The 18080-nt window shown below is 73.1% G+C and carries 17 protein-coding genes; 10 read left to right on the top strand and 7 right to left on the bottom strand.

Annotated features, from left to right (window positions below; genetic code table 11):
- The first annotated feature begins 7 nt into the window (after positions 1-7).
- Positions 8-751 carry a thioesterase II family protein gene (locus tag ACUKCB_RS05465; RefSeq protein WP_473039365.1) on the top strand — a complete coding sequence of 248 codons (744 nt, stop codon included), beginning with the start codon at positions 8-10 and terminating at the stop codon, positions 749-751.
- A 58-nt stretch (positions 752-809) separates the two neighbouring features.
- Here ACUKCB_RS05465 and ACUKCB_RS05470 read toward each other — a convergent pair whose 3' ends face one another.
- Positions 810-2639, bottom strand: a complete 1830-nt coding sequence (locus ACUKCB_RS05470; protein WP_473039367.1) for a glycoside hydrolase family 13 protein — start codon at positions 2637-2639, stop codon at positions 810-812.
- Between the two features lie 214 nt (positions 2640-2853).
- Between ACUKCB_RS05470 and ACUKCB_RS05475 the strand changes: the two genes are divergently transcribed.
- A complete protein-coding gene (locus ACUKCB_RS05475; protein WP_473039368.1) occupies positions 2854-3375 on the top strand; it encodes a GNAT family N-acetyltransferase in 522 nt (173 codons plus the stop codon).
- A gap of 105 nt (positions 3376-3480) precedes the next feature.
- Here ACUKCB_RS05475 and ACUKCB_RS05480 read toward each other — a convergent pair whose 3' ends face one another.
- Together ACUKCB_RS05480 and ACUKCB_RS05485 are read right to left on the bottom strand one after the other, a co-directional pair.
- Complete coding sequence (locus tag ACUKCB_RS05480; protein ID WP_473039369.1) at positions 3481-4359, bottom strand: aldo/keto reductase; 879 nt, start codon at positions 4357-4359, stop codon at positions 3481-3483.
- A 156-nt stretch (positions 4360-4515) separates the two neighbouring features.
- Positions 4516-4659: a hypothetical protein gene (locus tag ACUKCB_RS05485; protein ID WP_473039370.1), complete on the bottom strand. Its 144-nt coding sequence runs from the start codon at positions 4657-4659 to the stop codon at positions 4516-4518.
- Between the two features lie 25 nt (positions 4660-4684).
- On the opposite strand from ACUKCB_RS05485, the gene ACUKCB_RS05490 reads away from it, so the two are divergent.
- Positions 4685-5227 carry a CGNR zinc finger domain-containing protein gene (locus tag ACUKCB_RS05490; RefSeq protein WP_473039371.1) on the top strand — a complete coding sequence of 181 codons (543 nt, stop codon included), beginning with the start codon at positions 4685-4687 and terminating at the stop codon, positions 5225-5227.
- A gap of 53 nt (positions 5228-5280) precedes the next feature.
- On the opposite strand, the gene ACUKCB_RS05495 is transcribed toward ACUKCB_RS05490, so the two are convergent.
- A complete protein-coding gene (locus ACUKCB_RS05495; RefSeq protein WP_473039372.1) occupies positions 5281-6084 on the bottom strand; it encodes an IclR family transcriptional regulator domain-containing protein in 804 nt (267 codons plus the stop codon).
- Positions 6085-6264: 180 nt separating this feature from the next.
- Here ACUKCB_RS05495 and ACUKCB_RS05500 point away from each other — a divergent pair, with 180 nt between their 5' ends.
- From ACUKCB_RS05500 to pcaDC, 7 genes are all read left to right on the top strand, one after another.
- On the top strand, positions 6265-7152 hold the full coding sequence (locus ACUKCB_RS05500) for a CoA transferase subunit A (RefSeq protein WP_473039373.1): 888 nt from the start codon (positions 6265-6267) through the stop codon (positions 7150-7152).
- Positions 7149-7904 (top strand): CoA-transferase subunit beta, encoded by a 756-nt coding sequence (locus ACUKCB_RS05505; protein WP_473039374.1) that lies wholly within the window; start codon positions 7149-7151, stop codon positions 7902-7904. Before ACUKCB_RS05500 ends, ACUKCB_RS05505 begins: the two co-directional genes overlap by 4 nt.
- Before the next feature lie 120 nt (positions 7905-8024).
- Positions 8025-9200: a thiolase family protein gene (locus tag ACUKCB_RS05510; protein WP_473039375.1), complete on the top strand. Its 1176-nt coding sequence runs from the start codon at positions 8025-8027 to the stop codon at positions 9198-9200.
- A 53-nt stretch (positions 9201-9253) separates the two neighbouring features.
- Positions 9254-10069, top strand: a complete 816-nt coding sequence (pcaH, locus tag ACUKCB_RS05515; protein ID WP_473039376.1) for a protocatechuate 3,4-dioxygenase subunit beta — start codon at positions 9254-9256, stop codon at positions 10067-10069.
- Entirely contained in the window at positions 10066-10629 is a 564-nt protein-coding gene (gene pcaG, locus ACUKCB_RS05520) for a protocatechuate 3,4-dioxygenase subunit alpha (protein WP_473039377.1), read from the top strand. The genes pcaH and pcaG overlap by 4 nt, the downstream gene beginning before the upstream one ends.
- Before the next feature lie 33 nt (positions 10630-10662).
- Complete coding sequence (gene pcaB / locus ACUKCB_RS05525; RefSeq protein ID WP_473039378.1) at positions 10663-12048, top strand: 3-carboxy-cis,cis-muconate cycloisomerase; 1386 nt, start codon at positions 10663-10665, stop codon at positions 12046-12048.
- Positions 12045-13184 carry a bifunctional 3-oxoadipate enol-lactonase/4-carboxymuconolactone decarboxylase PcaDC gene (gene pcaDC, locus ACUKCB_RS05530; protein ID WP_473039379.1) on the top strand — a complete coding sequence of 380 codons (1140 nt, stop codon included), beginning with the start codon at positions 12045-12047 and terminating at the stop codon, positions 13182-13184. Before pcaB ends, pcaDC begins: the two co-directional genes overlap by 4 nt.
- Positions 13185-13302: 118 nt before the next feature.
- Here pcaDC and ACUKCB_RS05535 read toward each other — a convergent pair whose 3' ends face one another.
- The 3 genes from ACUKCB_RS05535 to ACUKCB_RS05545 all read right to left on the bottom strand — a co-directional run bounded on the left by ACUKCB_RS05535 (position 13303) and on the right by ACUKCB_RS05545 (position 17979).
- Positions 13303-14139: an SAM-dependent methyltransferase gene (locus ACUKCB_RS05535; protein WP_473039380.1), complete on the bottom strand. Its 837-nt coding sequence runs from the start codon at positions 14137-14139 to the stop codon at positions 13303-13305.
- Between the two features lie 109 nt (positions 14140-14248).
- Positions 14249-14986, bottom strand: coding sequence for an SWIM zinc finger family protein (locus tag ACUKCB_RS05540; protein ID WP_473039381.1), 738 nt, complete (start codon positions 14984-14986; stop codon positions 14249-14251).
- A complete protein-coding gene (locus tag ACUKCB_RS05545) occupies positions 14983-17979 on the bottom strand; it encodes a DEAD/DEAH box helicase (RefSeq protein WP_473039382.1) in 2997 nt (998 codons plus the stop codon). Before ACUKCB_RS05545 ends, ACUKCB_RS05540 begins: the two co-directional genes overlap by 4 nt.
- Between the last annotated feature and the right edge of the window lie 101 nt (positions 17980-18080).

Genomic DNA, 18080 nt, shown 5'->3' on the forward strand with positions numbered 1-18080 from the left:
GAGATCCGTGCACGAGGGCGCCCTGACCCGGCTCAGATCCGTTCCCCACAGCCGCTTCCGGCTCTTCGTCCTGCACCACGCGGGCGGCTCCCACCTGGGGTACCGGGGCTGGGTCCGGCACTTCCCCCCGGACTGGGAGATCTGCCTCCTGGACGCCCCCGGGCGGGCCCGCAGCTCCGGTGCCGAACCCGTCCGCGAGGCCGGAGCCCTGGCCGAGCGGATGCACGAGGTGATCCGCCCCGAACTCGACCGGCCCTTCGGGCTCTTCGGGCACAGCATGGGCGCGCTGGTGGCCTACGAGCTCACCCGCCGCCTCATCGGCGCCGGCACCCCACCGGTGTGGCTCGGCGCTTCCGCCTGGAGCCCGAAACCCGGTCCCGAGCGCGCCGAGCCCCGCCACCTGGCCTCCGACGACCGCCTGCGTGAGGCCATCGTCCGCATGGGCGGGACCCCGCGGAGCGCGTTGGAGGATCCGGACCTGTGGTCCTACGTCGCACCCCTCATGCGCGCCGACCTGGAACTGGTCGACACCTGGAGCCCCGACCCGGACGCCGCGCCGCTGGAGGTCCCGCTGTCGGTCTTCGGCGGCGCCGAAGACCGGGGGATGACCCCCGAACGCCTCGCGGGCTGGGCCGACCACGTCGAGGGCGACTTCGCGCACCACACCCTGCCCGGCGACCACTTCTACTTCACCGGCCGCACGGCCGAGGTGGTCGCCCGGATCACCAAGGACGTCGAGGCACTCCTGTGACCACCCGCGGGGGCGGGAGCGCCGCACGTCCGCGCCCCCGCCCCTCGTGGAACCCCTCCTAGCCCGCCTGGCGGACCCCCACGGCCACCAGGTATCCCGGGCCCCGGGCGGAGAGCTCCACCTTGTCCTCGAACCGGCCCCGCACCCCTCCGTCGCACTCCACGACCTCCCACCCGACGGCGTCCAGGTCGCCCGGTGCGGCCACCCGCTCACCGTGCGGGCCATCGGTCAGGTGCACCAGGACCATCTGATCGCCCAGCGAGCGCAGGAACGTCATGTGGTGCTCTCCCGCGTCCAGCCAGCGCAGCCCTCCGGTCTGCAGCGCGGGCAGGCTCCGGTGCAGGGCGAGCAGCCGCCGGTGGGAGTCCAGGACCCGCCGGTCCCAGTCCTGGGGGCGGTGCCAGGGCATCGTGCGCCGCGAGTTCTCCCCGTCGCGCCCCTCCAGGCCGATCTCGTCCCCGGCGAAGACGAACGGCACCCCCGGCAGCGTGGCCTGCGCGGCCACACCGACGGCCTGGAGCACCGGGTCGCCCACCACGGTCCGGAACCGTGCGGAGTCGTGGGTGCTGAGCGCGTTCACGCTGTGCGCGCGCACCCGCCAGGGCAGCCCCGCGTTGGTGGCCCGCATCGCCCGGACCGCCTCCGCGGCACCGCTGCTCGGCAGCGGCGCCGAGGTGTGCGTGGCCGCGTACCGGACCCCTTCCGGGCCGGTGTTCAGCCAGGCCCACACCGGCCGGGTGAACCCGGCGTAGTTCATCACCCCGTGCCAGCCGTCGTGCCGGGTGTCGGGGCCCGCGTCGTAGAAGTGCTCGGCCAGCAACCACGCCTCGGGCGCGGCCTCACGCATCCGGGCGGCGATCTCACCGGAGACCTCGTGGTTGACGTCCTGGGCACCCAGGCGGCCGGTCATGTTGGCCACGTCGATCCGCCAGCCGTCCAGCCCCTCCTCGCCGCCCAGGCGGTCCACCAGCACCGAGTCGTCGGCGCCGTACACGCGCTCGCGCAGCGCGGCCGAGGAGTAGTCGAGCTTGGGCAGCGAGTCCACCCCCAGCCAGCTCACGTAACCGTCCGGGTGGTCGGTGAAGTAGTAGTAACCCGCCTCCTCCGAGTCCGGGTCGGACAGGGCGGCGCGGAACCACTCGTGCTCGTCGCCGGTGTGGTTCGTGGTGAGGTCGCCCATCACCCGCATGCCGCGCGCGTGTGCCTCCCGGGTCAGGGCGCGCAGGGCGGCGTCTCCGCCCAGCAGCGGGTCCACCTCGGTGAAGCTGGAGGCGTCGTAGCGGTGTGTGGACCGGGCGGGGAAGAACGGGGTCAGGTACACCACCCCGGCACCGAGGTCGGCCAGGTGGTCCAGGTGGCGGCGCACCCCTTCCAGGGTTCCGCCGTAGTACTCCCCGGCGGCGGCCGGGCCGGAGCCCGCGGGCTCGGTGTCCCAGGCGCGCGGGTGCGCCCAGCCGGGGTACTCGGCGAGGGGGCCGACGGAGTCGTCGTCGCGGGCGAACCGGTCCGGGAAGATCTGGTAGACGGTGGTTCCGGGTACCCAGGACGGCGGGTTGGGCCCGGTGAGCAGGCGGAAGTCGCCGTCGTCGGTGACCTCGTGGTCGTGTGCGCCCGCCTGGTTGAGCCAGGTGTACCGGCGCCCGCGCACGATGGCGAACCGGTAGGGGGTCACCACGGGCAGCAGGGGGATCTCCACCGCGAACCAGTTCACCCCGCCCGTGGCCGACTCCGGTGCCCCCTCCACCAGTCGTGCCTCGCCGTCCTCCACCACGTACGCGTACACCGCGTCGGCGCCGCCGGGGACCCGGACGCGGAGCCGGGCGCGGTCGTCGTGGATCGTCACGTAGTCGGGTGACCCGTCGTGGTGGGGGTCGTGGCTGAACCGCATGCGGGGACGCTCCGTACATACCGGTGAAAGGATCCCTCACATAATGGCAAGAAAACGTCATCCTTGCGAAAGTATTTTCGCTCTTTTCTTGCAGGCGGCGGTGCGCTGCGCCTCGGCCGCCGGACCTCTGCGGGCGATCTTCGGGCCGTGGGACCGGTTTGTGGTGGTGTGGCCACCCCTGGCCCATCCCCACCGGAACGGTTAACGTTGTGATATGAGCCTTGAGCTGCCAACCGAACGACTCCTGATCAGGGAGTGGGAGCTGGGCGATGCCGAGGCGGCCCTTCAGATCTACGGGGCCGAGGAGGTCGCGCACTGGCTGACGCCGGAGTGGCAACCGGTGACCGATATCAGCGCGATGCGCTCGGTGCTGCACGCCTGGATCGAGGCGGGACCGAACCTGATCCCGCCCGCCGGGCGCTGGGCGATCGTTCGCAAGGAGGACGGGCTGCTGGTGGGAGGGCTGTCGTTGAAGCTGCTCCCGCCCTTCGAGGAGGACTTCGAGCTGACCTGGGCGCTGCGCCCGGACGTGTGGGGTCAGGGATACGCCACCGAGGCGAGCCAGGCCATCATTGGTTGGGCCTTCAAACAGGGGATCGAGGAGGTGTTCGCGGTCGCGCGCCCCCACAACGAGCGAGCGATCGCCGTCGCGCGCAGGCTCGGGATGGAATGGGTCGGCGAGACGGAGAAGTACTACAACATGCGTCTGCAGGTCTTCCGCCTGCGCCCCGTCTAGCCCGCGTACCGTGAAAGCCGCACAGGTGCGGGCCCGTGCGGGGCCACATCGGCGGGCCGAGGCCCGCCGATGTGCGACCCGGACCGTTCCGGCCGCTCGGGCGAATCAGGACAGGAGCTGGCTGATCCGGTCGACCTCCGCCGCGGACAGGCGCACGGCCGCGGCTTCCGTGTTCTCCTCCAGGTGCGCCACCCGTGAGGTGCCCGGGATCGGCAGCATCACGGGGGAGCGGTGCAGCAGCCAGGACAGGGCGAGTTGCACCGGGCTCACCCCGTGCTCGGCGGCGATCGCGGCCAGCGGAGACTCCGCCGAGGCCATCTCACCCCGGCCCACCGGCGCCCAGGGCAGGAACGCGGTCCCGTCCTTCTCGCACTGCTCCAGGACGTCCTCGGACTGGCGGAAGGAGGGCGCGTACTGGTTCTGCACCGAGGCGATCGGGGTGACCGCCCGGGCCGCGGACAGCTCGTCCACGCTCACCTCGCTCAGGCCGATGTGGCGGACCTTGCCCTCCTGCTGGAGCTCCACCAGGGCGCCGAGCTGGTCGGCCAGTGGGACCTCGGGGTCGATGCGGTGCAGCTGCATCAGGTCGATCCGCTCGACCCCCAGGTTGCGCAGGCTCAGCTCCGCCTGCTGCTTGAGGTACTCGGGACGGCCCAGTTTGTGCCACTGGGAGGGACCGGTCCGGACGAACCCGGCCTTGGTCCCGATGACCAGGCCCTCCGGGTAGGGGTAGAGCGCCTCGCGGATGAGCTGTTCGCTGATCTGCGGACCGTAGGAGTCGGCGGTGTCGATGAAGTCGATCCCGAGTTCTACGGCCCGCCGCAACACGGCCAGTGCCTCGTCCCGGTCGCGGGGCGGACCCCACACCCCCTCACCGATGATCCGCATCGCCCCGAAACCCAGGCGATGGACCGGTAGGTCGCCTCCGAGGAGGAGGGTTCCGGCCTGTTCTGCGATGTGCGGTGCGGCGTGTGCGTCGGTCACGGTCTTCCTTCCACTGCGGCACGGCGGCCGGGTCCGTGCCATGGTGCCAGTTCGCCGGGGCACGGCCGGTGTCCTCCGCTCCGTGTCGCCCTTTCGGCCGGGCCCGGCAGGATCCCAGGCGCCGCGGGAGGGACGCAAGGTGGGGGCGGGGCGTGCTCAGGGGTGGCTGGGGCGGGCCCGGGCGGTCGGCGCCGAGAGCGTCACGCGGTGCCCGCCGCAGCGGCAGCGCTGGTAGCTGACGAGGCCCTCGCTGGTCGCATGAGTGGAGTCGGTGGTCCAACGGTGTTCGTGTCCGGTCATGGACCCACCCTGGTGTAATGGCATTATGCATCTCAACCCTTACGGCCAGGGGCCCTTGACGCTCGCGGTGGACCTGGTCAACCAACCGCTCGCCGACACCGCCGACCTGGAACGGCGTTGCGCCGAGGCGGGGTTCCTCCTGGAGAGGCCGGTGGCGGAGGGCGACCTCATCGCGGTCCGCGACTTCCTGGCCGGGTGGGCCACCGTCGTCGACAGTCCGGACGAGCCCACCCGTGCCGGACGGCTCAACACCCTGCTCGTGGAGTTCTCCGGCCCGCCGCGGCTGACCGACCACGCGGGTACCGGCTGGCACCTGCACTACCGTCCGGACGACCTGCCCGCCCACCGGCAGATCGCCTCGCTGATCGCCGTCGGTACCGCCCTGCACCTGACCGGCCGGGGCATGAGCCGCCTGGGCCGGTGCGCCGCACGGGGGTGCGCGCACGTCTACGCGGACTTCTCCCGCAACGGCCGCCAGCGGTACTGCTCACCCGCCTGCGGCAACCGGGACGCCGTCCGCCGGCACCGGGCCCGCGCCATCGAGGACACGGAGGGGTGCGCCCGGTAGGCCGGGGTCGCGCTCCCACCCGGGCGCGCACACCGCTCGTCCGGCCTCGGGGGTCAGCCGGCGGTGTCGCGCCGGGCGACCGAGGCGAGGTCGGCCTCGATCCGGGCGGTGGTCTCCAGCAGGGCGGGAAGCAGGTCGCGACGCACGTCCTCGATCGATGAGCGGTTGGCGTGCGCGGACACGTTGGCGGCGGCGATCACCCGGCCGGAGTCGTCGCGGATCGGGGCGGCCAGCGAGCGCAGGCCCTCCTCCAGTTCCTGGTCGACGATCGCGTATCCCTGTGCGCGTACGCGCAGGATCTCCGCGCGCAGTTCGGCGGTGTCGGTGACGGTGAACCGGGTCAACGGCCGCAGTTCGACCCGGTCCAGGTAGGCGTTCAGTCCGGCGTCGTCGTACCCGGCCAGCAGGACCCGGCCCATGGAGGTGGTGGAGGCGGGGAAGCGGGTGCCCACGGAGATGGACACGGCCATGATCCGCGAGGTGGCCACGCGGGCGACGTAGAGGATGTCGTCGCCCTCCAGCACCGACACCGAAGCCGACTCGTGCACGCGGGCGGACAGGTCCTCCAGATGCGGTTGGGCCACATCGGGGAGTCCCGCGGAGGCCACGTAGGCGTAGCCGAGCTCCAGTACCCGCGGGGTGAGGGAGAACATCCGGCCGTCGGTGCGCACGTACCCCAGGTCCACCAGGGTCAGCAGGAAGCGCCGGGCGGCGGCCCGGGTGAGGTCGGTGGCGCGTGCGACCTCGCTGAGGGTCATGGCCGGGCGTTCGGCCGAGAAGGCGCGGACGACCATGAGCCCCCGTTCCAGGGACTGCACGAAGTGGGCTCCGCGGTCGGGGGCTTCTTCGGTCGTCATGAGGCCTTCCGGGATCGGGGTCGGGGGGTACGGCCACGGTGCGGCGGACCGCGGTCATCGCGATGTTCTCATACCGAACAGGTGGGGCACGCCTTGACCCTCACTGTGATCGGCGCTACGGTCGTACCCACTAAGTTCGCGATGTGAACAACTATGCGCTATACGAACAGGAGGGTCGCCATGGCCGTGCCCCTGGACGAGGCGGTCCGGCAGCTCATCCACGACGGCGACACCGTCGCGCTGGAGGGGTTCACCCACCTCATTCCCGTGGCCGCCGGGCACGAGGTCATCCGCCAGGGCCTGCGCGACCTCACGCTGGTTCGGATGACGCCCGACATCGTCTACGACCAACTCATCGGTGCCGGGTGCGCGCGCAAACTCGTCTTCTCCTGGGGTGGCAACCCCGGGGTGGGGTCGCTGCACCGCTTCCGGGACGCCGTCACCCGCTCCTGGCCGGTCCCGCTGGATATCGAGGAGCACAGCCACGCCGGGATGGCCAATCGGTACGTCGCGGGCGCCTCCGGCCTGCCCTTCGCCGTCCTGCGCGGCTACAGCGGTACCGACCTGGCCGGGAACACCCCCAACATCAGGACCATCACCTGCCCCTTCACCGGACAGGAGTTGGCCGCCGTCCCCGCCCTCAACCCCGACGTCACCGTGATCCACGCCCAGCGCGCGGACGCCGCGGGCAACGTGCAGCTGTGGGGCATCACCGGCATCCAGAAGGAGGCCGCCCTGGCCGCCGACCGGGTCCTGGTCACCGTGGAGGAGGTCGTGCACGAGCTCGAACCCGTCCCCGGGCAGGTGATCCTGCCGAGCCGGGTCGTCGACGCGGTCAGCGTCTTCCCCGGTGGTGCCGCCCCCTCCTACGCGCACGGCTACTACGAGCGCGACAACGCCGCCTACCGGGCCTGGGACGCGATCGGTCGCGACCGCGAGGCCTTCACCGCCTGGCTCACCGAACTCACCTCGGCCACCGGTCCGGCCGCTGCCGCCCGGGTGACGGCCGGACCCGCCGCGGCCGACCGGGCCGCGGACGACCCCGAGCCCGCAGGGAGGGGCGCGTGACCACCGTGACATGGACCGCAGACGAGATGATGACCGTCACCGCGGCGCGCTCGCTGCGCGACGGGATGGCCTGTTTCGTCGGCATCGGGCTCCCCAGCACCGCCGCCAACGTGGCCAGCCGCACCCACGCCCCCGACCTGTGGATGATCTACGAGTCCGGCACTCTGGGCGCGTCCCCCGACCATCTGCCGCTGTCCATCGGGGACGGGATCCTCGCCGACACCGCCGACACCGTGGTCTCGGTGCCCGAGGTCTTCAACTACTGGCTCCAGGCCGGGCGCATCGACGCCGGATTCCTCGGCGCCGCCCAGATCGACCGGTACGCCAACATCAACACCACCGTCATCGGGGCCTATGACGACCCCGCGGTGCGCCTTCCCGGTGCCGGCGGCGCCCCCGAGATCGCCGCCTCCTGCCGCGAGGTCATCGTGATCATGCGGCACAGCCGGCGCGCGTTCGTGGAGAGGGTGGACTTCGTGACCTCGGTGGGCCACGGCACGGGCCCCGGTGACCGAGAACGGCTCGGGCTGACCGGTGCCGGTCCCGTCCGGGTCATCACCGACCTCGGGGTGCTCGAACCCGACCCGCTCACCCGCGAACTCACCCTCGTGGGCGTGCACCCGGGCGTGGAGGCGGCGGCGGTGCGCGAGGCGACCGGCTGGGACCTGCGGATCTCCGAGGACCTCGCCCGGACCCCGGCCCCCACCGAAACCGAACTCTCGGTGGTCCGTTCCCTGACCGGGGCCGACTGAGCCCGGCCTGGGTCGTCCGAACTCGGACGGGTACGCTACCTAACACTGTTAGGTAACGGGTTCCGGTCCACCGGACCGAACCCACCGACGGACACACCCCCTCAACCCAGGAGGCACACGGTGACCGACGTCTACGTCCTCGACGCCGTCCGCACCCCCTTCGGCAAGTACGGCGGCGCACTCTCCGGAACCCGCCCCGACGACCTCGCCGCGCACGTGATCAGAGCCCTGGTCGACCGGAGCCCCGACCTCGACCCGGCCGCCGTCGACGAGGTCCTGTTCGGCAACGCCAACGGAGCGGGCGAGGAGAACCGCAACGTCGCCCGCATGGCCACACTCCTGGCCGGGCTGCCCACCTCCGTTCCCGGAGCCACTGTCAACCGCCTCTGCGGCTCCGGGATGGAGGCGGCCGTCCAGGCGAGCCGGGCCATCCAGACCGGCGACGCCTCCCTGGTCCTGGCCGGGGGAGTCGAGTCCATGAGCCGCGCCCCCTGGGTGCTGCCCAAACCGGCCAAGGGCTTCCCCGCCGCCGACACCGCCCTGTACTCCACCACCCTCGGCTGGCGCATGGTCAACCCGCGCATGCCGCGCAGGTGGACCGTCTCCCTGGGGGAGAGCACCGAGGGCCTGGCGGGTCAGTACGGCGTCAGCCGTGCGGACCAGGACGCCTTCGCCCTGGCCAGCCACACCAAGGCCGCCCGTGCCTGGGCCGACGGGGTCTTCGACGACGAGATCGTCCAGGTCGAGGGCGCCCGCCTGGACCGCGACGAGAGCATCCGCGAGACCTCCGCAGACAAGCTCGCCGGTCTCAAACCCGCCTTCCGCGAGGAGGGCACCATCACCGCGGGCAACGCCTCCCCCCTCAACGACGGCGCCGCGGCCCTCCTGCTCGGCGACGCCGGGGCCGCCGCCACCACCGGCCGCGAACCCCTCGCCCGCCTGGTCAGCCGGGGGGCCGCGGGGGTCGACCCCGACGTGTTCGGCATCGGCCCGGTCCGCGCCGCCGAGATCGCCCTCGAACGCGCCGGGATCGGCTGGGACGATCTGGCCGCGGTCGAACTCAACGAGGCCTTCGCGGCCCAGTCCCTGGCCTGTGTCCGCAGCTGGAAGGGGCTGGACCCCGACATCGTCAACCGCAACGGCGGAGCCATCGCCATCGGTCACCCGCTCGGCGCCTCCGGAGCGCGCGTCCTCGGCTCGCTCGCCCACGAACTGCGCAGGCGTGGCGGCGGCTGGGGCCTGGCCGCGCTGTGCATCGGAGTCGGCCAGGGCCTGGCCGTCGTGCTGCACGCCTGACGTCCCCGGCGGGCCCCACCGACCCCGGGGCCCGCCCCGAAAGGAACAGCCACATGTCCACCACATCCGACGGGGCGTACCGCCCCGACGGGACCGGCCCGGCTCACGGGTCCGCGTCCCGCACCGGCACCCGCGCCCCCGGGCTGCACGTCCCCGGCTACGTCCGGGACCACGACACCCACCCGCCCCTGGACTACCCCGGGTACGGGAGCACCGCCCTGCGCCACCCCGAGCGCCCGCTCACCCTCCTGCCGCACACGCTCACCGAGATCACCGCGCCCGTCCTGGGCGAGGACCGCCTCGGCGCGTACGACCACGACCTCACCCGACAGCACGAGGGCGAACCGCAGGGCCAGCGCATCATCGTGCACGGGCAGGTCCGCGACAGCGACGGCCGAGCCGTCCCGCACACCCTCGTGGAGATCTGGCAGGCCAACGCCGCCGGGCGCTACCGCCACACCGGCGACACCTGGCCCGCCCCGCTCGACCCCCACTTCACCGGGGTCGGCCGGGTCCTCACCGACGCCGAGGGCCGCTACCGGTTCGTCACCGTCCGGCCCGGGGCCTACCCCTGGAAGAACCACCGGAACGCCTGGCGCCCCGCCCACATCCACTTCTCCCTGTTCGGGCAGGCCTTCACCCAGCGCCTGGTCACCCAGATGTACTTCCCCGACGACCCCCTCTTCTTCCAGGACCCCATGTGGCAGTCGGTCCCCGACGAGAGGGCCCGCGAGCGCATGCTCGCCCGCTTCGACTACGACGCCACCGAACCCGAGTGGGCCCTGGCCTACCGCTGGGACATCGTGCTGCGCGGACGCGAACAGACCCCGTTCGAGTCCGAGGAAGAGGTCCTGGAGGACGACGAGTGAGCACCCACCCCACCACCCCGTCCCAGACGGTCGGCCCCTACCTGCACATCGGCCTGCCCTGGCCGGACGGCCCCTTCGCGGTCGCCGAGGGCACCCCCGGCGCCCTCTGGCTGCGCGGCACCGTCTACGACGGCGCGGGCGCGCCCGTCACCGACGCCCTCGTCGAGACCTGGCAGGCCGACCCCGAAGGCCGCTTCGACCACTCCGACGACCCCCGGGGCCCCCGGAACCTGCCGGGTTTCCGCGGCTTCGGGCGCTGCCCCACCGACGCCTCGGGCTCCTACGGCATCCTCACCCTCAAACCCGGGCCCGTCCCCGGGCCCGGCGGGGACCAGGCGCCGCACGTCGACATCTCCGTCTTCGCGCGCGGCATGCTGAACCGGGTCGTCACCCGCCTGTACTTTCCCGAGGAGGAGGCCGCCAACACCGCCGACCCGGTACTGAACTCCATCGGGGACCCCGCGGCACGCGCCACCCTCGTCGCCCGGCGGGAGGAGGACGGTTACCGTCTCGACATCCGTCTCCAGGGCGCGGGCGAGACCGTCTTCTTCGACATCTGACCGCTCCACCCCGAGCCAGACAAGGACCCACCCATGACCGGCCTGTTCGACGGTGTCCTCAACCACGGCCCCCTCGGCCCGCTCACCGACGACACCGCCTGGCTCCAGGCCCTGCTCGACACCGAGGCCGCCCTCGCCCGCGCTCTCGCCGACACCGCGGACCCGACGGACCCGGACGCCCTCACGGCGGAACAGGCCGAGACCATCGCCGCCGCCTGCACAGCCGACGCGTACGACGCGGCCGCCCTGGGTGGGGCGGCCGCGGGCGGCGGCAACCCTGTCATCCCCCTGGTCGGACAGCTCACCGCACGGGTACACCGGGCCGACCCTCGAGCGGCCGGCCACGTCCACCGCGGCGCCACCAGCCAGGACGTCATGGACACCGCCGCCATGCTCCTCCTGCGCCGCGCGGGCCGGGTCCTGCACGGCGAACTGGACCTCCTCACCGCCGACCTGCGCATCCTCGCCGACCGCCACCGCAGTACACCCATGCCCGGACGCACCCTGCTCCAACAGGCTCTGCCCACCACCTTCGGCGCGGTCGCCGCGGGCTGGGCCTCGGGCCTGGCCGCAGCGGCCGACCGGCTCGACGAGGTCCTCACCCACCGCCTGGCCGCCCAGCTCGGCGGGGCCGTGGGCACCCTGGCCTCCCTCGGCCCCCGTGGCCCGGAGACGGCCGCCGCCTTCGCCGCCCGCCTCGGCCTGCCCGAACCCGAGCTGCCCTGGCACACCGAACGCGGCCGTGTCGCCGAGGCCGCCGCGGCCCTGGGCCAGGTGTGCGGCGCGGTCGGAACGGTCGCCCAGGACATCGTTCTGCTCGCCCAGACCGAGGTCGGCGAGGTCACCGAGGAGGGCGGCGAGGGCACCGGGGGGTCGTCCACCATGCCGCACAAGCGCAACCCCGTCGCCGCCGTCAGCGCTCTGGCCGCCGCCCGCCAGGCACCCGGCCTGGTCGCCAACCTGTTCGCCGCCCAGATCCAGGAGCACCAGCGCGCCGCCGGGGCCTGGCACGCCGAATGGCTCCCCCTCACCGACCTGCTGCGCCGCACCGGCTCGGCGGTGTCCTGGCTGCGTACCAGCACCGAACGCCTGCGCGTGCACCCCGGCCGGATGCGCGCCAACCTGGACCGCACCGGCGGGCTGGCCCTGAGCGAACGCCTCACCACCGACCTGGCCCCCGAACTCGGTCGGACGGAGGCCCACCGCAGGGTCACCGTCGCCTGCCGGGCCGCCGTCGACGAGGACCGCGACCCGGTCGAGGTCCTGGCCGAACACCTTCGGGGGGTGCGCACCCGAGAACAGGTCGGCGCACTGCTCGACCCCACGGCCTACCTCGGCGCCGCCGCGGTGTTCACCGACCGGGTGACGGGTAGGACCGGCCGGACGGACCGTACCGACAGCGAAGAAGGAAACCGATGAGCGTTGACCTCCACCACACCGTGAGCGGCCCCACGGACGCACCGCCGCTGGTGCTCGCCGGATCCCTGGGCACCACCGGCCAGATGTGGGAACCGCAGGTCGAGGCGCTCTCCACGGTCTTCCGGGTGATCCGCGTCGACCTGCGCGGGCACGGCCGCTCGCCCGCTCCCCAGGGTCCCTACAGTATGGCCGACCTGGGCGGCGACGTCCTCGCCCTCCTCGACCGGCTGGGGATCGAACGCGCCCACTACGCGGGCCTGTCCATCGGCGGTATGCTCGGCCAGTGGCTGGGCATCAACGCCCCCGAGCGCATCGACCGCCTCATCCTGATGGCCACCTCCCCGTACATGGGCCCCGCGCAGAACTGGCGGGACAGGGCCGCCCTGGCCCGGGCCGAGGGCACCGCCGCCCTGGCCGACAACGTCGTGCAGCGCTGGTTCACCCCCGGCTACGCCAAGGAGCACCCCCACGACGTCACCCTCCTGCGCGACCAGATCGTGGACACCCCCGACGAGGGGTACGCGGGCTGCTGCGGCGCCATCGAGAACCACGACGTACGGGCGGACCTGCACCGGATCACCGCACCCACCCTGGTCATTGCCGGGGCCGACGACCCCGCCACCCCGCCCGAGGACAACGGCGCGCTGATCGCGGAACGGGTCCCCGGAGCGCGGCTCGTGGTGCTCCCGGACGCGGCCCACCTGCTGTCCTGGTCGCACGCGGCCCAGGTGAACACGCTCATCACCCAGCACCTGACCGCCGCGGACCGGTACGGCGCCGGGATGCGGGTGCGACGGAGCGTGCTCGGCGACGCGCACGTGGACCGGGCCGAGGAGCGCAAGAGCGCCTTCACCGAACCCTTCCAGGACCTGATCACCCGGTACGCCTGGGGTGAGATCTGGACCCGCCCGGGCCTGGACCGGCGGACCCGTAGCTGCATGGTGTTGACCGCCCTGGCCGCCGAGGGCCACTGGGGCGAGTTGGCCATGCACGTGCGGGCGGCCCTGCGCAACGGCCTGACCCCGGACGAGATCGGGGAGGTTTTCCTCCAGGCCGCCGTCTACTGCGGAGTCCCGGCCGCCAACAAGGCCTTCGCCATCGCCCAGGAGGTCTTCGACGAGGACGCGGGGGCATGACCCGCCGGCCCCGCCGGAGCGGGGCAGGCTCTCTCCCGGGCCGGGCGCCGGGGCCCGTGGCGGCCGGGGCACGCGATAGCTGTCCTGGCCGGGCCGGGCCCCTCGCCGCACGGCGGGGTCAGCGTTTGAAGGCGACCCCGGACATCTCCCACCTCTTGATCTCGGGGTCGTCGGGGCGCTGGAGCGGCTCCCGGTCGGGGTGGCGCCAGGTGGCGCAGTCCACGGCCCGGGGGCCCTGGTCGCGGCCGTCGATCCAGGGGCTCACGAGTTCGAGGCCGGAGAACACGGCGGAGGCCTCCTCGGGACTGCGCACGCGGCCCCAGGGGGTGCCGAAGGAGAGGATCTTCTCGGTCATCCAGGCAGCCGCCTCGGGGTCGTCGGAGACGATGTGGGAGAAGATCACGCAGGAGCCGGGGGCGAGCCGGTCGAGCAGGGAGCGGACCATGCCGAAGGGGTCGCTCTCGTCGGGCAGGCAGTGCAGCAGTGAGACGAGCATGACGCACACCGGCTGGTCGGTGTCGATGAGCCGGTGGGTCTCCGGCGCGCCGAGGATCTGGTCGGTGTCGCGGATGTCGGCCATCAGGAACGCGGTGCCGGCGCTGTCGGTGACCAGTGCCCTGCCGTGGGCCAGCACGATGGGGTCGTGGTCCACATAGACCACGCGCGCCCTCGGGTTGGCCCGCTGGGCGACGTGGTGGGTGTTCTCGGTGGTGGGCAGACCGGCACCGAGGTCGAGGAACTGTTCCACCCCCTGCCTGCTCACGTACTCGACGGCGCGCCCGAGGAAGGCCCGGTTGTCGTTGGCGAAGGAGACGAGTTCGGGGATGCCCTTGGCGAGCTCCTCGCAGGCTTCCCGGTCCGCCTCGAAGTTGTCTTTCCCGCCCAGCAGATAGTCGTACATACGCGCGATGCTCGGCGTGTCCATGTTGATGTGGGGGGGGAAGCGATCGGCCATAGGAGAGAGGTACCAATCAGGACTAGTTTGTGCGAGGCATCTTCAGGCGAATCGTAACCGTGTTTCGTGGGTCGTACCGGCTTTTCCGCAAGAAAGTCGAGCGGATGCTTCAGGGGTCCTCTTGGTCGGTGGAAAAGGGACGGCGGAAGCGGTCGAAACCGGGCAGCTCGTCGGCGATATGCCCTGGGGCAGCGGCTCTGACGCGATCGCCGACCCCCTCCGGAAGGGGTGGAACCGGGGGAGGGGTCAGGGCCCGCCAGAAGGCCCCCGGGGAAAGGGGGGAACCCGTTTGGGCCCGAGCGGCGAAAACGTCGCCACCAGCGTCGGCGTGTTCCTCCGAAAGCGCGCAGCGGTGACCCTCGCCCGAATCCGTGCCCTGCGCCGAAGACCCCTTTGTTCCGGTGGACATGTCCCTGACCAGTTCCACCAACGCACGCCGTTCCCGGCCCGCCCACCGGGTCAGGACGAAGGGATCGCGGTCGGCCTCCGCCCCCAGCGCGGCGGCGGTCGCCGACAGGTGCGCACAGCGCCCCGCCCAGTGGTCGCAGGAGCACGTGGCCACCAGGTCGTCCCACCCCCGCGGCACCAGGGCCAGACCGAGCAGGGCGAACACCCGCTCCGCGGCCTCCGGAAGCTCACCGGAGAGCAGTCTCGCCCGGAACAGCGGCTGCGAGGCCAGCGCGGCACCGGCCCGGTCCCACTCCTGATCGGGCCACACGAGGCGGATCAGGCTCACCTCGTTCCCCCGGACCCGGCCCAGGACCTCGCCGGGCCGGACCGAGATCCGTTCCACCGTGCCGCCCCCGGAACCGCCCAGGGCCGCCTCCACCAGCTCCGACCAGCTCATCCGGCCACCGCCTCGGGCGCCAGCCGCACCACCTCGCGCAGGTCCTCCACCGAGAGCCCGCCCAGCCACTGCTCGCCGGTGGCCACCGCGCCGTCGGCCAGTGCGCTCTTGCGCTCGATCATCTCGTCCACCCGTTCCTCCACGGTGCCCACACAGACCATCTTGCGCACCTGAACGTCCCTGCGCTGCCCGATCCGGAAGGCCCGGTCGGTGGCCTGGTTCTCCACCGCAGGGTTCCACCACCGGTCCACGTGCACCACATGGTTGGCGGCGGTCAGGTTCAACCCGGTCCCCGCCGCCTTCAGCGACAGCAGGAACACCACCGGCCCCGCCGCCGTCTGGAAGTGCTCGGTCATCCGCTCGCGGTCGGCCCGGGAGGTGCCGCCGTGCAGCCACAGCACCGGAACCCCGAGCCTGGATCGCAGGTAGGGCGCCAGGCGCTCGCCCCAACGCGCGTACTGCGTGAAGCACAGCGCCTTGTCCCCCTCGGCCACCGCCTCGCCCAGGATCGCCTCCAACCGGTCGAGTTTGCCGGAGCGTCCCGCCAGCGCCGAACCGTCCCCGAGGAACTGCGCCGGGTGGTTACAGATCTGTTTGAGTCGGGACATGGCGGACAGCACCAGCCCCTTGCGTTCCCGCTCGTCGGCCTCGACCATCCGCTCGGCCATGTCGTCCACCACCGCCCGGTACAGCGAGGCCTGCTCGGGGGTGAGCGTGCACCAGGTGCGCATCTGGTGCTTCTCCGGCAGGTCCGCGATGATCGACCGGTCGGTCTTGAGCCTGCGCAGCACGAACGGCCCGGTCAGGCGGCGCACCAGGTCGGTGCCGTCCCCCACGCCCTCCTCCGCCTCGGCCCGGTCGGCGACCGCGCGCTGGAAGTCGGCGGCCGAACCCAGCAGCCCCGGGTTGGCGAACTCCATCACCGACCACAGCTCGCCCAGGTTGTTCTCCACCGGGGTGCCGGTGAGCGCGATCCGGGTCGCGGCGGGCAGCGAACGCACCGCCCGAGCCTGGCGGGTGGTGTGGTTCTTCAGCGCCTGGGCCTCGTCGCAGACCACCCGGTGCCAGGGCATCCCGGACAGTTCCTCGGAGTCGCGCGCCACCACCCCGTAGGTGGTGACCACCAGGTCGCAGGCGCCCACGAGCCGGGCCAACGCGTTGCCGGTCGGCCGGTCCGGGCCGTGCTGGACATGCACCCGCAGCCCCGGGGCGAACTTCCCGGCCTCACGGCGCCAGTTGCCCAACAGGGACACCGGGCACACCAGCAGGGTGGGTCCGGGCGCGGGGCCCCCGGCGCGCTCGTCGGTGAGCAATGCCAGCAGCTGCACGGTCTTGCCCAGCCCCATGTCGTCGGCGAGCACCGCTCCCAGGCCCAGCTCACCCAGGAACCGCAGCCAGGCCGCTCCCCGATCCTGGTAGGGCCGGAGCGTGCCCTCGAAGCCGGGCGGGGTCCCCATCGGCCGGGGGCCGGCCTTGGCCCCGCCGCCCAGCAGGGCGCCCAGCGGGCCGTCGGCCACCACGTCCGCCACCGGCAGCGGGGGCTCCTGCACACCTATCGCCGCTCGCAGCGCCTCCTCGCGGCGCATCCGCCCGCGCCCGCTCCGGCGCATCAGGTCCAGGGCGGCTCCGACCCGTTCGGGGTCGATCTCCATCCACCGGCCGCGGACCCGGACCAGGGAGCGTTTGAGCCGGGCCAGCTCGGCGAGCTCCTCCAGCTCCTCCTCGGACAGGGGGTTCTCGGTCCCCGGACCGCGCAGCAGCGCCTCGAAGGAGACGTCGACCAGGTCGTCGGGGCCCACCCCGCCGCGGCCGCGCCGCCTGGGCCCCTCGCTCACGGTCATCCGCAGCCCGAGTGCGTCGCGTCCGCTCCACTCGGGCAGCACCACGCCGAACCCCGCCGAGGACAGACGGGCCGCGGCGTCGCCGACGAACGCCTGCGCGCCCACGGTGTCCAGGTGGAGCCGTTCCGGGGCCAGCTCGCGCAGGGCCCGGTGGAGCGCGGGCAGGTGGCGGGCGGCGCGCCGCAGATCGGCCAGGGCGGTGGCGGCCACGTCCTCGGGCAGCCAGGCCGCGCCCTCGCCCAGCCACACCTGCTCCAGGGGCAGGCGCAGGCCGGGGTCGGTGGTGGAGCGCACCCAGAACTCCAGGGTCCAGGGCCGGGGACCGCCCCGGGCGCTCTCGGGTTCGGGCTCGCGCAGCACGAACAGCAGTTGGGCCCGGCCGCCGCCGCGTACCCGATCCCGCCACTCGCGCAGGGGGCCGCGCAGCACCCGGGCGGCGTCCTCGCCGATCCGGGTGTGCTCCCCGGTGAGTGCGGCGGCCAGAAGCGCCGCGGGTGCGGCGGTGGGGCCGGGCTCCGGTGCGCTCCTGGGTGGGGCCAGACGGCGGGCCGCGGCGTCGGCGAGTAGTTCCAGGGGTGCCAGCACGCAGGCACGGGCGGCCTCGTCCCGTTCGCGCGGGTCCAGGTGTGCGGTGGCCGCGGTGGGCAGGGCCTCGGTGAGCGCGGCCAGGTGGGCCTCGGCGGTGTCCAGCGGGGCCGGTCGCCAACGGGCGCGGGGCGGGGTGCCGACCAGGTCGGGTAGGACACAGCCCGCCAGGACCAGCCGTTCGGCGAAGGTGTGGACCGCGCGCAGGTGGGTCAGGGCGGGGCCGAGCGGGCAGGGCAGTTCGTCGAGCGCGGCCAGCAGGGTGTCGGCCCGGGCCGCGGACAGCTCCAGGGCCGGGACCCGCCAGGGGCGGAATTCGGCGGGCGCCGTGTCGGTCGTGTCGGAGGGTGCGGGCGCCTCGTCGGTTCCGGGCAGGTGGAGGACCAGTTCGGCGGAACGGGGCCCGTCGGGGTCGACCCCGGTCTTGGCCACCAGGTCCCGCAGCTCCGCCGTGCCCGCAGCGAAGGGGTGCGCGCCCGGCTCCGCGGCGGTCGGCGCCGTCGCCGGGTCCCCCTCGCCCCAGAGCACCAGCGTGTCCCTGGCCCACGCCCCGTGCAGAACCCGCACCACACCTCCCGTGCAGAAAAGCGAACGTCGTCGGCCCCCAGTATCGCGGGGGCCGACGACGTTTCCGCACGTGCGGGTCGGGAGCTGGGCCTGCCGGAAGC

Source organism: Nocardiopsis moroccensis (assembly GCF_055763695.1).

Excerpts from the sequence above, each read along its gene's own strand:
- ACUKCB_RS05490 (WP_473039371.1), top strand. The coding sequence starts at position 4,685 with ATGCATCTCAACCCTTACGGCCAGGGGCCCTTGACGCTCGCGGTGGAC.
- pcaB (WP_473039378.1), top strand. The coding sequence starts at position 10,663 with ATGACCGGCCTGTTCGACGGTGTCCTCAACCACGGCCCCCTCGGCCCG.
- pcaDC (WP_473039379.1), top strand. The coding sequence starts at position 12,045 with ATGAGCGTTGACCTCCACCACACCGTGAGCGGCCCCACGGACGCACCG.
- ACUKCB_RS05475 (WP_473039368.1), top strand. The coding sequence starts at position 2,854 with ATGAGCCTTGAGCTGCCAACCGAACGACTCCTGATCAGGGAGTGGGAG.
- ACUKCB_RS05500 (WP_473039373.1), top strand. The coding sequence starts at position 6,265 with ATGGCCGTGCCCCTGGACGAGGCGGTCCGGCAGCTCATCCACGACGGC.
- ACUKCB_RS05470 (WP_473039367.1), bottom strand. The coding sequence starts at position 2,639 with ATGCGGTTCAGCCACGACCCCCACCACGACGGGTCACCCGACTACGTG.
- ACUKCB_RS05495 (WP_473039372.1), bottom strand. The coding sequence starts at position 6,084 with ATGACGACCGAAGAAGCCCCCGACCGCGGAGCCCACTTCGTGCAGTCC.
- ACUKCB_RS05485 (WP_473039370.1), bottom strand. The coding sequence starts at position 4,659 with ATGACCGGACACGAACACCGTTGGACCACCGACTCCACTCATGCGACC.
- ACUKCB_RS05540 (WP_473039381.1), bottom strand. The coding sequence starts at position 14,986 with ATGAGCTGGTCGGAGCTGGTGGAGGCGGCCCTGGGCGGTTCCGGGGGC.
- ACUKCB_RS05535 (WP_473039380.1), bottom strand. The coding sequence starts at position 14,139 with ATGGCCGATCGCTTCCCCCCCCACATCAACATGGACACGCCGAGCATC.
- pcaH (WP_473039376.1), top strand. The coding sequence starts at position 9,254 with ATGTCCACCACATCCGACGGGGCGTACCGCCCCGACGGGACCGGCCCG.